14 protein-coding genes are annotated in these 14,533 nt (G+C 68.7%); 3 read left to right on the forward strand and 11 right to left on the reverse strand.

Annotated features, from left to right (window positions below; translation table 11 throughout):
- Positions 1-80: 80 nt before the first annotated feature.
- The 4 genes from QGN30_RS04185 to QGN30_RS04200 form a co-directional block, all read right to left on the reverse strand.
- Complete coding sequence (locus QGN30_RS04185; RefSeq protein WP_003874034.1) at positions 81-827, reverse strand: succinate dehydrogenase/fumarate reductase iron-sulfur subunit; 747 nt, start codon at positions 825-827, stop codon at positions 81-83.
- Positions 828-2,771 (reverse strand): fumarate reductase/succinate dehydrogenase flavoprotein subunit, encoded by a 1,944-nt coding sequence (locus QGN30_RS04190; protein WP_014381385.1) that lies wholly within the window; start codon positions 2,769-2,771, stop codon positions 828-830.
- A 46-nt stretch (positions 2,772-2,817) separates the two neighbouring features.
- Positions 2,818-3,645 (reverse strand): hypothetical protein, encoded by an 828-nt coding sequence (locus tag QGN30_RS04195; RefSeq protein ID WP_008261757.1) that lies wholly within the window; start codon positions 3,643-3,645, stop codon positions 2,818-2,820.
- A 95-nt stretch (positions 3,646-3,740) separates the two neighbouring features.
- Positions 3,741-4,046: a hypothetical protein gene (locus tag QGN30_RS04200; RefSeq protein ID WP_008261755.1), complete on the reverse strand. Its 306-nt coding sequence runs from the start codon at positions 4,044-4,046 to the stop codon at positions 3,741-3,743.
- Positions 4,047-4,151: 105 nt separating this feature from the next.
- On the opposite strand from QGN30_RS04200, the gene QGN30_RS04205 reads away from it, so the two are divergent.
- A complete protein-coding gene (locus tag QGN30_RS04205; protein WP_014385984.1) occupies positions 4,152-4,925 on the forward strand; it encodes an isocitrate lyase/PEP mutase family protein in 774 nt (257 codons plus the stop codon).
- 65 nt (positions 4,926-4,990) lie between these two features.
- On the opposite strand, the gene QGN30_RS04210 is transcribed toward QGN30_RS04205, so the two are convergent.
- Positions 4,991-5,431 carry an Hsp20/alpha crystallin family protein gene (locus QGN30_RS04210; RefSeq protein WP_008261751.1) on the reverse strand — a complete coding sequence of 147 codons (441 nt, stop codon included), beginning with the start codon at positions 5,429-5,431 and terminating at the stop codon, positions 4,991-4,993.
- 228 nt (positions 5,432-5,659) lie between these two features.
- Here QGN30_RS04210 and nirB point away from each other — a divergent pair, with 228 nt between their 5' ends.
- Both nirB and nirD read left to right on the forward strand, forming a co-directional pair.
- Positions 5,660-8,254 (forward strand): nitrite reductase large subunit NirB, encoded by a 2,595-nt coding sequence (gene nirB / locus QGN30_RS04215; RefSeq protein WP_081490142.1) that lies wholly within the window; start codon positions 5,660-5,662, stop codon positions 8,252-8,254.
- Positions 8,251-8,619 (forward strand): nitrite reductase small subunit NirD, encoded by a 369-nt coding sequence (gene nirD, locus QGN30_RS04220; RefSeq protein WP_008261748.1) that lies wholly within the window; start codon positions 8,251-8,253, stop codon positions 8,617-8,619. Before nirB ends, nirD begins: the two co-directional genes overlap by 4 nt.
- Positions 8,620-8,631: 12 nt before the next feature.
- On the opposite strand, the gene QGN30_RS04225 is transcribed toward nirD, so the two are convergent.
- The 6 genes from QGN30_RS04225 to QGN30_RS04250 form a co-directional block, all read right to left on the reverse strand.
- Complete coding sequence (locus QGN30_RS04225; protein ID WP_008261746.1) at positions 8,632-9,084, reverse strand: TetR/AcrR family transcriptional regulator; 453 nt, start codon at positions 9,082-9,084, stop codon at positions 8,632-8,634.
- Positions 9,085-9,115: 31 nt separating this feature from the next.
- A complete protein-coding gene (locus tag QGN30_RS04230; protein WP_008261744.1) occupies positions 9,116-9,877 on the reverse strand; it encodes a sirohydrochlorin chelatase in 762 nt (253 codons plus the stop codon).
- Positions 9,868-11,019, reverse strand: a complete 1,152-nt coding sequence (locus tag QGN30_RS04235; RefSeq protein WP_026071138.1) for a uroporphyrinogen-III synthase — start codon at positions 11,017-11,019, stop codon at positions 9,868-9,870. Before QGN30_RS04235 ends, QGN30_RS04230 begins: the two co-directional genes overlap by 10 nt.
- 89 nt (positions 11,020-11,108) lie before the next feature.
- Positions 11,109-12,554 carry an MFS transporter gene (locus QGN30_RS04240; protein ID WP_225346453.1) on the reverse strand — a complete coding sequence of 482 codons (1,446 nt, stop codon included), beginning with the start codon at positions 12,552-12,554 and terminating at the stop codon, positions 11,109-11,111.
- 277 nt (positions 12,555-12,831) lie between these two features.
- The gene (locus tag QGN30_RS04245) at positions 12,832-13,749 is read right to left on the reverse strand and encodes a 5-oxoprolinase/urea amidolyase family protein (RefSeq protein WP_008261737.1); all 918 of its coding nucleotides are present in this window, start codon (positions 13,747-13,749) and stop codon (positions 12,832-12,834) included.
- 33 nt (positions 13,750-13,782) lie between these two features.
- Positions 13,783-14,457, reverse strand: coding sequence for a 5-oxoprolinase subunit B family protein (locus QGN30_RS04250; protein ID WP_008261736.1), 675 nt, complete (start codon positions 14,455-14,457; stop codon positions 13,783-13,785).
- Between the last annotated feature and the right edge of the window lie 76 nt (positions 14,458-14,533).

Consider the following 14,533-nt stretch of genomic DNA (forward strand, 5'->3'; position numbering starts at 1 on the left):
GCCCGACAGGATGCAGGTTGGTTACCCGGGTACCGCGACGCCCTAACCCCGCCACCCGGGTGGGGGCGCGGCGGGAGCGCTCAGCGACGGAACAGCTTGTTACCGAGCCAGACCACCGGGTCGTACTTGCGGTCGGCGACGCGCTCCTTCATCGGGATCAGCGCGTTGTCGGTGATCTTGATGTTCTCCGGGCAGACCTCGGTGCAGCACTTGGTGATGTTGCAGTACCCCAGGCCGTGCTCTTCCTGGGCGTCCTTGCGCCGGTCCCGGGTGTCCAGGGGGTGCATCTCCAGCTCGGCGATCCGCATCAGGAAGCGGGGGCCGGCGAACGCCTTCTTGTTCTCCTCGTGGTCGCGGACCACGTGGCACACGTTCTGGCACAGGAAGCACTCGATGCACTTGCGGAACTCTTGGGAGCGCTGGACGTCCTCCTGCGCCATCCGGTACTCGCCGGGTTGCAGGTCCTTGGGCGGCGCGAAAGACGGTATCTCGCGGGCCTTCTCGTAGTTGAACGAGACGTCGGTGACCAGGTCCCGGATCACCGGGAACGTCCGCAGCGGCGTGACCGTGACGACCTCGTCCTCGGCGAACGTGGACATCCGGGTCATGCAGAGCAACCGCGGATAGCCGTTGATCTCCGCGGAGCACGAGCCGCACTTGCCCGCCTTGCAGTTCCACCGGACCGCCAGGTCGGGCGTCTGGGTCTGCTGCAGGCGGTGGATGATGTCGAGGACAACCTCACCCTCGTTGACCTCGACGGTGAAGTCCTGCAACGCACCGTTGGCGTCGTCGCCGCGCCACACCCGCATCGTCGCGTTGTAGGTCATTTACTTCTCCGTCCTGGGTGTCCGCCCTGGATGCCCGGCGAGCTCCTCGTCGGTGTAGTACTTCTCCAGCTCGGCGATGTCGAACAGTTCCAGCAGATCGGGCCGCATCGGCGTCTGCTCTTTCTTCGTGATGGTGATGTCGGGGATCACCGCGGCTTCAACGTCGCCTGGCTCGGCGACTGCCTCGCAGACCAGCAACAGCTTGCGCCACGACGAGTCCATCGACGGGTGGTCGTCGCGGGTGTGCCCGCCCCGGCTCTCGGTGCGCTGCAGCGCGGCCTTGGCGACGCATTCGCTGACCAGCAGCATGTTGCGCAGGTCGATGGCCAGGTTCCAGCCCGGGTTGTAGCGGCGCTGCCCCTCCACATGCAGGTTCTTGAACCGCTCCCGCAGCTTGTCGAGCCGGGCCAAAGCCTCGGAGATCTCGTCGGCATTGCGGATGATGCCGACCAGGTCGTTCATCGACTGCTGCAGCTCGAGCTGCAGGGTGTAGGGGTTCTCGCCGGGGCCGCCGCCCGCCGGCGCCTCGAAGGGGGACAGGGCCCGCTTCGCCGCCGCCTCGACGGCGCCGTCGCCGACCGTCGGACGGCTGCTCAGCGCCCGCACGTAGTCGGCGGCGCCCAGGCCGGCGCGCCGGCCGAATACCAGCAGGTCCGACAGCGAGTTGCCGCCCAGCCGGTTCGAGCCGTGCATGCCGCCGGAGCATTCGCCCGCGGCGAAGAGCCCGGGCACGGTGGCCGCCCCGGTGTCGGCGTCGACCTCGACGCCGCCCATCACGTAGTGGCAGGTCGGCCCGACTTCCATCGGCTCCTTGGTGATGTCGACCCCGGCCAGCTCCTTGAACTGGTGGTACATCGACGGCAGGCGGCGGTTGATCTCCGCCGGCGTCAGCCGCGACGCGATGTCGAGGAAGACGCCGCCGTGTGGGCTGCCCCGGCCGGCCTTGACCTCGGAGTTGATCGCGCGCGCGACCTCGTCGCGCGGCAGCAGGTCAGGGGTGCGGCGGGCCGAGTCGTTGTCCTTGAGCCACTGGTCGGCCTCTTGCTCGGTCTCGGCGTACTGGCCTTTGAAGACCGGCGGGATGTAGTCGAACATGAACCGCTTGTCGTCGGAGTTCTTCAGCACCCCGCCGTCGCCGCGAACGCCCTCGGTGACCAGGATCCCCTTCACGCTCGGCGGCCACACCATGCCCGTCGGGTGGAACTGGACGAACTCCATGTTGATCAGGGACGCGCCCGCCCGGAGCGCCAGGGCGTGCCCGTCGCCGGTGTACTCCCAGGAGTTCGAGGTGACCTTGAACGACTTGCCGATGCCGCCGGTGGCCAGCACCACCGCGGGCGCCTCGAACAGGATGAAGTTGCCGCTTTCGCGGATGTAGCCGAACGCCCCGGCGATCGCGTCGCCGTCCTTGATCAGTTCGGTGATCGTGGTTTCGGCGAACACCCGGATGCGGGCCTCGTAGTCGCCGAGCTCGGCGTAGTCCTCCTGCTGCAGCGAGACGATCTTCTGCTGCATGGTGCGGATCAGCTCCAGGCCGGTGCGGTCACCGACGTGCGCCAGCCGCGGGTAGGTGTGCCCGCCGAAGTTGCGCTGGCTGATCTTGCCGTCCTTGAGGCGATCGAACAGCGCGCCATAGGTTTCCAGCTCCCAGACGCGGTCCGGGGCCTCCTTGGCGTGCAGTTCGGCCATCCGCCAGTTGTTGAGGAACTTCCCACCGCGCATCGTGTCGCCGAAGTGGGTCTTCCAGTTGTCCTTCGGGTTGGTGTTGCCCATCGAGGCCGCGCACCCACCCTCGGCCATCACGGTGTGTGCCTTGCCGAACAGGGACTTGCACACCACCGCGACCCGCAGGCCGCGTTCGCGCGCCTCGATGACCGCGCGCAATCCCGCGCCGCCGGCGCCGATGACGACTACGTCGTAGGCATGCCGCTCGACATCAACCATGAAAACCCTCGCTAGCTACGTTCTGATTTGTAAGTCAAATGGCTTTTCAGCCAACGAATCTCAGGTCGCTGATGGCGCCGCTGGCCACCAGTGCGATGTAGAAATCGGTGAGCATCAGGGTGCCCAGCGTGATCCAGGCGAACTGCTTGTGCCGGGTGTTCATCGCGCTGACCTGCGTCCAGATCCAATACCGCACAGGGTTTTTGGAGAAGTGCTTGAGTCGCCCACCGGTGACGTGCCGGCAGGAGTGGCAGGACAGCGTGTAGACCCACAGCATGATGACGTTGCCCAGCAGGATCAGGTTGCCCAGCCCGAAGCCGAATCCGCCCGGCCCGCTGTCGGAATGGAACGCGACGATCGCGTCGTAGCTGTTGACGATCGAGATGAGGCAGGCGATGTAGAAGAAGTACCGGTGGGTGTTCTGGATGATCAGCGGGAACTTCGTCTCGCCGCTGTAGTGCACGCGGGGCTCGGCCACCGCACACGCGGTGGGCGACTGCCACACCGTGCGGTAGTAGGCGCCGCGGTAGTAGTAGCAGGTCAACCGGAACAGCAGCAGGAACGGCAGCGACACCGCCGCATACGGCAGCCACCACACGTCGGGCAGGAACTGCGGCCAGATGTCGCCGGCCTCACCGCAACCCTTGCTGACGCACGGCGAGTAGAACGGCGTCAGGTAGTGGTATTTGGGGACAAAGAAGTAGTTCTGCTGGAACGCTCGTGCCGTCGCGTAGATGACGAATGCGGCGAAGCCGAGGTCGATCCTCAGCGGCGACATCCACCACCGGTCGGTACGGAGGGTCCGCTGCTGGATACGGGCGCGCGTGGGTGAAAAGACACCGGACGCAGGACGGTTCGCCGTGGGTGCGCTCATCTAGTTGTTCCTCTTCGAACGGGCTGTCTGTCGAAGGGTACACAGAGAGAAGGCCCCCTCCAGCGGGGGGCATGGAGTCGGGTCGCTCGGGTTGTTCAGGCCCTGTTGTGACCGCCGACGCCCTCGTCGTCGACATCACGCCAGAATTCGCTGTCGTACTGGGTGTCGGGGATGACGATCTTCTCGCCCGACTGCTGCACGGTGGCGCCCGCCAGGTCCAACTCGGACACGTCGGTGTCGAGCAGATCGACGTCGGACAGGATGCGGTCGGCGTCGATGACGATGCGACGCATCGCGGGGCTGTCGCCGTATCGCGACCGCAGCGAGCTCACGCACCGCCGCAGGCCGCCGATCAGATCGTGCAGTTCGGCGAATTCTGTCGTGCCAGTCGTGCTCGTCAACGCATCTCCTCGGCAGTGTTTCGGATCACAGTACGTCCCCAATACTATCCACGGCACAGGCGAACGTCAGACCATTGAGCTCCGACGCCAAGGGAGCAAACACTGATGACGGGCCCCAACACGCCGGCCGAGCGCGCCGCCACCCTGTTGAAGCTGCACCGGCCGGGCAACCCGGTCATCCTGCCGACCGTGTGGGACGCCTGGTCGGCGCGACTGGCCGTCGGCGCGGGATTCGCCGCGCTGACCGTGGGGAGCCATCCGATGGCGGACTCGATCGGCAAATCCGACAACGAGGGCATGTCGTTCGACGACGTGCTCACCCGCGTCGCGCAGATCACCGCGGCGGTCTCGGAAACGGAAGGCGTCCCGGTCTCGGTGGACATCGAATCCGGCTACGGACTTCCGGCCGACCGCCTGATCGAGGGCCTGCTCAGCGTCGGGGCCGTCGGGCTGAACATCGAGGACACCGTGCACTCGGAGGGCGGACGGCTGCGGTCCGCCGAGGAACACGCCGAGCTGGTCGGCGCGCTGCGGTCGGCCGCCGACGCGGTGGGGGTGCATGTGGTCATCAACGCCCGGACCGATCTGTTCCTGCGCCAAGACGGCGAGGAGTCCGATCGCGTCGACCGCGCCGTGGCACGGCTGAATCAGGCGGCCGCCGCCGGCGCCGATGTCCTGTACCCGGTCGGCCGCCACCACCCCGACACGTTGCGGCGCTTGACCGCGGAGTTGGTGTTGCCGGTCAACGCGATCGCGCTGCCCGACCAGGACGACCCCGCGGCCTTCGGTCCGCTGGGCGTGGCGCGAATCAGCTTCGGGCCCTTCCTGCAGGCCGCGCTGACGGGCCGGGCCAACGAGCTGCTCGCCCGCTGGGGCTGACGCGCAGCGACGCAAAAGCCCCCGACACGCGGTGCGTGCGGGGGCTGTTGCGTCTCGTCGGCGCCTTACTTGGTGATCGCGATGCGTTGCGCCTGGTTCCCGGCGTACGCGCCGCTGACCCGCACCGTCAGCACTCCGGCGTCATAGGACGCCGTGATGGCGTCGCCGGTGACGTGGGCGGGCAGCTGGAACGACCGGCGGAACGAGCCGTACCGGATCTCGCGCAGCGTCCGGCCGTCCTTCTCCTCCGCGTGCTCGTCGCGGTGTTCGCCGTGGATGACCAGGCGACCCCGGTCGACCTCGACGTTCACGTCCCGGTCGACGTCAACGCCCGGGAGCTCGACACGTACGACCGCGTCGTCACCGTCCTTGACGATCTCGGCGGCGGGGCGCCAACCGCTGCTCAGCGGGTTGTTCCAGTCCGCCGCGGCGGCGGGGCCGAAGAAGTCGCGCAGCCACCGGTCGGTGTCCCAGGCCGGTCGCGACCACAGTGCGAGGTTGCTCATGGTGCTTCCCCTTTCGATTCCTTGATCTTCGTTGTGAGATTCCTGTGACCGGCGCTCCGATGACCGGCTACTAGTACAAACATGAGTCGACCACGCTTAAGTTCCAACTGGCTGTTCGCCGGCAGCGAACGATCAATCACAGCCGTCCCTGTGAGTTGTGAGATCCTCGTCATAGGACTGTCACATTGCGCGAAAAAGACGTAATTTCTGGCCGTTACTCTCAAAGCCATGTCTGCAGACGGGATTTCGCGCGCAAGCTGTGCGCCGCGTCACATCATCGTAGTCGGACATGGCATGGTGGGCCACCGGTTCGTCGAGGCGCTCCGCGCCCGCGACACCGAGGGCCGTTGGCGCATAACGGTTTTCGCCGAGGAGACCGACGCCGCCTATGACCGCGTGGGGCTGACCTCCTACACCGAAAGCTGGGACCGCAAGCTGCTCGCGCTGCCCGGCAACGAGTACGCGGGCGACGACCGGGTCCGGCTGGTGCTGAACCAGCGGGTCACCGAAATCGACCGCGCGACAAAGTCGGTGCTCACCGCCGACGGGCGGCGCCACGACTACGACACCCTGGTCCTGGCGACCGGCTCCTACGCGTTCGTGCCGCCGGTGCCCGGCCACGACCTGCCCGCCTGCCACGTGTACCGCACGCTCGACGACCTCGACGCCATCCGCGCCGACGCCCAGCGCGCGGCGCAAAGCTCACACGCGACCGCGGGCGTGGTCATCGGTGGCGGCCTGCTGGGGCTGGAGGCCGCAAATGCGCTGCGCCAGTTCGGGTTGCGGACCCACGTCATCGAGATGATGCCGCGACTGATGGCGCAGCAGATCGACGAGGCCGGCGGCGCGCTGCTGGCCCGGATGGTCGGGGACCTGGGCATCTCCGTGCATGTCGGCACCGGCACCGAGTCGATCGAATCGGTCGACCACCCGGACGGGTCGACGTCGGTGCGGGTGCGCCTGACCGGCGGGCAGGTGGTCGACGCCGGCCTGGTGATCTTCGCGGCCGGGATCCGGCCGCGCGACGAACTGGCGGTCGCCGCCGGGCTGACGCGCGCCGAGCGCGGCGGTGTGCTCACCGACGTGTCCTGCCGGACAAGCGATCCCGACATCTACGCGATCGGCGAGGTCGCCGCGATCGGCGGCCGGTGCTACGGCCTGGTGGGTCCGGGCTACACCTCGGCCGAGGTGGTGGCCGACCGCCTGCTGGACGGCGTCGCGGAGTTCGGCGAGGCGGACCTGTCCACGAAGCTGAAGCTGCTGGGCGTCGACGTCGCCAGCTTCGGTGACGCGATGGGCGTCACCGAGAACTGCCTCGAGGTCGCCGTCAACGACGCGGTGAACCGGACGTACGCGAAGCTGGTGCTCTCCGACGACGCCAAGACCCTGCTCGGGGGCGTCCTGGTCGGCGACGCCTCCTCCTACGGGGTGCTGCGGCCGATGGTCGGCAGCGAGCTGCCCGGGGATCCGCTCGCGCTGATCGCGCCGGCCCAATCCGGCGGCGGCGAGGCGTTGGGCATTGGGGCGCTGCCGGATTCGGCCCAGATCTGCTCGTGCAACAACGTCACCAAGGGCGATCTGAAGTGCGCGATCGCCGACGGCTGCGCCGATGTGCCCTCGCTGAAGTCGTGCACCTCGGCCGGGACGTCGTGCGGGTCGTGCGTGCCGCTGCTCAAGCAGCTGCTGGAAGCCGAGGGCGTCGAGCAGTCCAAGGCGCTGTGTGAGCACTTCAGCCAGTCGCGCGCCGAGCTTTTCGAGATCATCTCCGCCACCGAGCTGCGGACCTTCTCCGGACTGCTGGAGCGCTTCGGTCGCGGAAAGGGTTGCGACATCTGCAAACCCGTGGTCGCCTCGATCCTGGCGTCCACCGGTTCGGACCACATCCTCGAGGGCGAGCAGGCGTCGCTGCAGGACTCCAACGACCACTTCCTGGCCAACATCCAGAAGAACGGCAGCTACTCGGTGGTGCCGCGGGTCCCCGGCGGCGACATCAAGCCCGAGCACCTGATCCTGATCGGCCAGATCGCCCAGGACTTCGGCCTTTACACCAAGATCACCGGGGGCCAGCGCATCGACCTGTTCGGCGCGCGGGTGGACCAACTGCCCGAGATCTGGAAGCGCCTGGTCGACGGCGGCATGGAATCCGGGCACGCGTACGGCAAGGCGCTGCGCACGGTGAAGAGCTGTGTGGGCACCGACTGGTGCCGTTACGGGCAGCAGGATTCGGTGCAGCTGGCCATCGACCTCGAACTGCGCTACCGCGGCCTGAGGGCGCCGCACAAGATCAAGATGGGCGTCTCGGGTTGCGCGCGGGAGTGCGCCGAAGCCCGCTCCAAGGACGTCGGCGTCATCGCCACCGAAAAGGGCTGGAACCTCTACGTCGGCGGCAACGGCGGGATGACCCCGAAGCACGCGCAGCTGCTGGTCAGCGACCTCGACACCGAGACGCTGGTCCGGTACGTCGATCGGTTCGTCATGTACTACATCCGCACGGCTGACCGGCTGCAGCGCACCGCGCCGTGGGTCGAGTCGCTCGACGGCGGTCTGGACCACGTGCGCGAGGTCGTCTGCGAGGACTCACTGGGCCTGGCAGCCGAATTCGAGGCCGCGATGGAGCGGCACGTGCGCAACTACAAGTGCGAATGGAAGGGGGTGCTCGACGACCCGGACAAGCTCTCGCGCTTCGTTTCGTTCGTCAACGCCCCCGACGCCGTCGATTCGACGGTGACGTTCACCGAGCACGCCGGGCGCAAAATCCCTGTGTCCATTGGCATGCCGACGGTTCGCGAGCACAACTCCGAAGGAACGAGGAAGGTATCATGACGCTTCTCAACGACATTGCCGTGTGGACGAGCGCGTGCGCGTACGACCACCTCATTCCGGGCCGCGGCGTCGGCGTGCTGCTCGACGACGGTTCCCAGGCCGCGTTGTTCCGGCTCGACGACGGGTCCGTGCACGCGGTGGGCAACGTCGACCCGTTCTCCGGGGCGGCCGTGCTGTCCCGCGGCATCGTCGGCGACCGCGGAGGCCGCGTCACGGTTCAGTCGCCCATTCTCAAGCAGGCGTTCTCGCTCGAAGACGGTTCCTGCCTGGACGATCCGAGCGTTTCGGTGCCGGTGTACCCGGTGCGGATCACCGCAGACGGCTTCGTGCAGATCGCCCGCGACGCCGAGGCCCGGGCGGCCTGAGCGCGCGACCGCTCACCGGGTGATGTCGCCGACCAGGTAGCGCTGCATCGTCGGACCGATCGCGTCGACCAGCGCGTCCACCGACATCGAGTGCAGCGGCTCGGAGCGGATGCCGTAGCGCATGATGCCCAGGCCCACGAGCTGGGAGGCGCACAACGAGGCCCGCGTGGCCGCCTTGTCGGCGCCGAGGATTTTCAGCAGCGGGCCGAAGACCGGGCCCACGAAATTGCTTTGGACGATTTCGGCGGTCTTGGCCATGCCCGTGGACGCGACGGCGCTGGCCGCGAACGGCCCACCCCCGGCGGCATCCCAGGTGGTGATCAGCATCGTCAGGGTCCGGCGGCCGATTTGATTGACCCCTCCGGTGACGAGCCGGTCGATGAATTCCGGTGTGCCGAACGGCAAACGCAGCGCCTTGGCGACCGGATCAAGGATGCCACGCGACGGCTCTTCGCGACGGGGCATGGTGCCAGGATCGCCGGTTCGAGCCCAAAGATCAAGGAATTGGCCGTAACGCGCGCGCGTGGGTGACCTGTTGGGGGGCCGATCGACGCGACGCATGCCGGGCGGTGGCGGCCAGGGCGGGCGGCAGGGCGCGGCGGAATCGGTTCGCGATCAGGCGCGCCAGGCAGGGATGGGTGCCCAGCGGTTGACTGACCAGGTCGGCGCCGCAGTCGTGCAGCCGTTGTTGGAACAGGCCGTCGGCCAACAGGTAGGAGGCGACCACGACGCGTCCACCGCGGCGCCTCGCCCGGTCGACCGACTCGTGCAGTTGCGGGTCCCCGGTGGCCGCGAACGCCAGGCTCACCCGCGACCCGGTGAGCGCCGACAACAACGTCGCCGTGGTGTGCAGGTCGGCGCGGGCGTTGTCGTCCGAGGTTCCCGCGGCCGCCAGAATCACCGAATCACCCGGCCGCCAACCGCATTTCAGCAGCTGATCGCCGACGATCCGCGCGACCTGCCCGCTCGGGCCCAGCGCGGGGGTGACGGTCACGTTCGGATGACCGCTGATCGCGACGTGGGCGGGCAGGTCGGCCCGGACGTGATATCCGCGCGACAGGAACGCCGGCACCACGATGGCCGGCCGGCCGGCGGCCTTCGCTGTGGCCAGCACCTCGCTGGGGGTGGGTCCCACCACGTCGACGAACGCCACGTCGACCGGGCTGCGGACGAGCGTACTCACCTGTGCCGCAAGGTCTTCGACCATCGCCACGCCGCCGGGCCTGCGGGTGCCGTGCGCCACCAGGATCAGTGCCATGGGGATTCGTCCGGATGGTCGATCGCGAGCCGGTAGCCACGCTTGACCACCGTCGCGATGATGTTCTTGTCGCCCAGCGCCGTTCGCAGCCGCAGCACGGCCGTGTCGACGGCGTGGGGATCGTTGCTGTTGCCGGGAAGCACCCGCAACAGGTCGTTGCGCGCGACGACGTCGCCGGGGCGCTCCGCCAGCGCGCGCAGCGTCGCCATTCCCGATCCCGACAGGGACCGCGGCGAACCGTCGACCAGCACGCAGGTCCCGCGGATCTCCATCTCGTGGCCGGCCGCCCGGATGGTGGTCGAGCGAAGGGTCGGGAGCTCCTGGGCGATGTGACGGGCCAACGCCCCCAACCGCATTCGCTCGGGCGACGACGTGGGGACCCCGGCGCGGAGCAGGGGCTGCGCGGTGACCGGGCCCACGCACATCGCGTGCACGTCGCTGCGAAGTGCTTGCAGCAGTTGTTCTTCGACGCCCAACTCGCGGCTGCGCTCCAGCAGCGCCGCGCCCGCGGGCGCCGAGGTGAAGGTCACCGCGTCGAACTGCCGCCGGGCGACCGAGGTGACGAGTTGGTCGAAGTCGCCGCCGGCCGGCGTTGGTTTCCAGCGATATACGTGGATGGGGACCACCTGGGCGCCCGCGGACCGCAACCCGTTGAGGAATTCCGGGAACGGGTCCCAGGTGTCGGCCGCGCCGTGCAGCTGGACCGCGACCCGCTTTCCGGCGATATCCGATTCGAGCAGGTAGCGCAGGACCTCGCTCGACGATTCGGACCTGGGCGACCACTCCTCATGCAGTCCGGCGGCGCGCAAGGCGCCGGTCGCCTTCGGCCCGCGGGCCACGATCCGCGCCCGAGACAGGGACGCCAGCAACTGGGTGGCCAGTCCCCAGCCGTCGGCCGCGGCGACCCAGCCGCGGAAGCCGATGCCGGTGTGCGCCACCAAGATATCGGGAGGCTCGGCGATGACCGCTTCGGTGTGGCGGTGCAGTTCTTCGTCTTCGGGCAGCGCGATGAGGTTGATGGCCGCGGCGCTGGACACCTCCGCGCCGTTGCGGCGCAGCAACGCGCACAGCTCTTCGGCCCGGTTCGCCGACGTCACGGCGATCCGGTAGCCGGTCAGCGGCGCGGAGTCTGGTGGGGCCAGTTGGGGGGCCATATGAAGTGTGTATGCCTGCGACATTTCGGTTGCGTTACCGGGCAATTGCTGTGGCATTGCCCGTGTTGCGAGTCCGCTCACACACGGGCGGCCTCGGCTTCCGCCCGCGCCCCGGAGCGGCCCGGGGCCGTGACGGGACGCCGGACGTAGACCATCCAGGTCATGATCGCCGCGCCGACGTAGGAAGCCAAAAACGCCCAATACGCCGCCGTTTCGGTACCGGTGCTCAGGTAGGACTGCCGCAGCGCCAGGTTGATTGCCACGCCGCCGAACGCGCCGACCGCGGAGCAGATGCCGATCAGCGATCCCGACTGCGCGCGCGCCCAACGACGACGGTCGTCTTCGCTCATGGCCAGCCCGCGACTGCGGGCCTCGTAGACCGTCGGGATCAACTTGAACACCGACCCGTTTCCCATGCCGGACAGGACGAACAGCACCATGAAGCCGGCGACGCAGCCGATCATGCTGACGGAACGTGTTACGGCCTGCTGGTCCTCGAGGGCGCTGATGGTGACCAACAGCGCGGCCGCCAGGGTCATCCCGGCGAGGACGCCAAGCGTGACGCGGCTGCCGCCGATGCGGTCGGCCAGCCGCCCCCCGTAGATGCGCGCCACGGAGCCCAGCAGGGGGCCGACGAAGGCGACCTGGGCGGCGTGCAGCGCGGCGTGCTTGGCGGTTTCCCCGCTTTCCAGGAAGTGGACCTGCAGCACCTGCCCGAAGGCGAAGGAGAACCCGATCCAGGAGCCGAAGGTGGCGATGTAGAGCAGCGAGATGACGTGGGTGTCGCGCTCGAACAGGATCGAGCGCATGGTGCGCAGCTGGGTGCCGTGGTGGACGTTGTCCATGACCAACGCGGCCGCGATCCCCACGGCGACGAGCAAGACCAGGTAGATCGCGCACACCCAGTACGGGGCCTGGTGCCCGGCGGTGGCCAGCACCAGCAGGCCGATCAGCTGGATCACCGCGACGCCGAGGTTGGCGACGCCGGCGTTGACCGCCATCGCGGCGCCCTTGAGGCGCTGCGGGTAGAAGGCGTTGACGTTGGCCAGCGAGGCCGCGTAGTTGCCGCCGCCCAGCCCCGTCAGCGCGGCGCACAGCACGAAGAGCCACAGGGGCAGGCCGGGGTTGGCCAACAGGGCGATCGTGCCCGCCGTCGGGATCACCAGCACGAAGGCCGAGAACGTCGTCCAATTGCGACCGCCGAAGGCGGCGATGCCCAGGGTGTAGGGGATCCGGGCGCAACCACCGACCAGGGTGGCCACCGCGCCCAGCAGCAGCTTGTCGCCCGCGGAGAAACCGTAGACGGCGCCCGGCATGAACAGCGCCATGACGGGCCACAGCGTCCAGATCGAGAAGGCCACGTGGTCACCCGCGATGGTGCCGAGCAGATTGCGCCGGGCGATCTTCTTGTTCCCGGCATCCCAGGCCGCCGCGTCTTCGGGATTCCAGTCCGCGATGCGATGGTTGCGGTGCGGCGAAATCACCTGGGCGCGTTGGCATATGGACGCTGCGCGTGCGTGCATACCGATCCCTCTCTTTGGAAGCAGTTCGGGGTCTGGCCAGCGACGCGCGTGGGCGTCCCGCATGAAGGGGCATGCCCCGCCGTAGGTTTCCGATGCTCACATCTAGGACGCGAGCGGGTCAACCGGAATCGGCCGATATGGGCTGTTAGTTGATTACCAGTTATCTGGTAAGTCCCTGAAGGGTGCCGGCGCGCGCGAATGCCGATCGCCGCCAAGTGATCTCACGCCGGTGCGTCGGACTTTGTGAGCTGTCCTACAGTCGAACGCCGGAATTGCGTTAGCCGAACGGCCAACTCGCGACGCCGGCCCCGGCCACGGCGCCGACCGGGGTACGCGGCCGCGCCCAGTGCAGCCGCACCGACTGGCCGGGCCGCACCTGGGCGACCTTGTCGACGTCCTCGTCGATCACCACACCCACCACCGGATAGCCACCGGTGACGGGGTGGTCCGGACCGAGGATCACCGGTAAACCGTTGGGCGGCACCTGGATTGCGCCACGGGTGGCACCCTCGCTGGGCAGCTGCCGGTCCGGGTGGAGGCATTGCAGGGGACGGCCGACCAACCGCATCCCCACCCGGTCGCTGCGATCGGACGCCACCCAAGCGGTGCGCACCAGCGCGTCGGGGTCGAGGAACCAGTCGTCGCGCGGCCCGGGCACCACGGACAGCTCGACGACGCCGCCGGTGATGGCCGCCACCGGCGCCTGGTCCAACTCGGGGTAGTCCGCGGTGTGCTCGCCGATCGGCAGCCGGTCCCCGGCCCGCAGGGGTGAGGGCCCGATGGCCGACATGACGTCGTAGCTGCGCGAGCCCAGCACCGGCTCCACGCAGATCCCGCCGCGGACCGCGAGGTAGCTTCGCAGCCCCGCCCGCGGGGCGCCCAAAGAGATCACCTGACCGTCGCGCACGTGCTGAATGCTGTTGGTGCCGAACTCGATTCCGTCGACGGTCGGATCGGTGTCGGCGCCCGTCACCGCGATGTCGACGTCGCTGCCCCGGACCCTGGTCGCGAACCCGCCGAACGTCACCTCCACGGTGGCGCGGTCGTCGGGGTTGGCCACCAGCCGATTGGCCAGTTTGTGCGCTCGCCGGTCGGCGGCCCCGGACCGGCTGACGCCGAGGTGGGCCAGTCCCGGCCGGCCGAGGTCTTCGACGACGGCGAACGGCCCGGTGCGCAGGATCTCCAGGACTGCCACGACTGCCTCCTTGAATGGTGCGGCCCGGTTGGGCTAGACGGCCCGGAACTGAACCCACATGCCTTGCATCAGCAACGCAGGGTCCGGGCGCTGCAGGTCCCACAGGACCGCGTCGGTGTGGCCGATGAGTTGCCACCCGCCGGGGGATTGCCGGGGATAGATCGCGCTGAATTCTCCGGCGAGGGCGACGGATCCGGCCGGCACGGCGGTCCGCGGCTCGGGACGCCGGGGCACCCGCAGGCGCGGGTCGCCGTCGACCAGGTACGCGAAACCGGGTGCGAATCCGCTGAATCCGACCCGCCACAGGGTGGCGGTGTGGGCGTCGATCACCTGCGGGATGGTCAGCCCGGTGTGGCCGGCGACCTCGGCGAGGTCGGGGCCGTCGTAGACCACGTCGATCACCACGTCGGCGCCGCGCTCGGACGGGGCCGGTGGCGTGGCGGTGACGCGCATCGCGTGCAGCCTCCGGCGGACGACGCCCTGGCGGCGTGGGCCGTCCAGCTTCACCAGCACGGTGCGGGCGGCCGGCACGACATCGACCACGCCCGCGATCGGCTCGGAGCGCAGCGCGGCGGTCCACGCCAAAACCTCTGCGGCACTGCCACATTGCACCATCAGCGCCCGGTCGCCGTAGTCCAGGACGGTGTTGCCGGCCAGCTCGGTCGGCAGTTCGTGGGCCAGGTCGCCGCTAAGGTCCGTCACGCTCATTACTCGACGGTAACCCCGGGATCGGGGCTCGTGCGAGGGGCGGCGGCGGGATTTTCGAGCACTGCCAGAGCTGCCT

It is taken from the genome of Mycobacterium sp. 3-98 (assembly GCF_035918355.1).
Taxonomy (GTDB): Bacteria; Actinomycetota; Actinomycetes; order Mycobacteriales; family Mycobacteriaceae; genus Mycobacterium; species Mycobacterium intracellulare.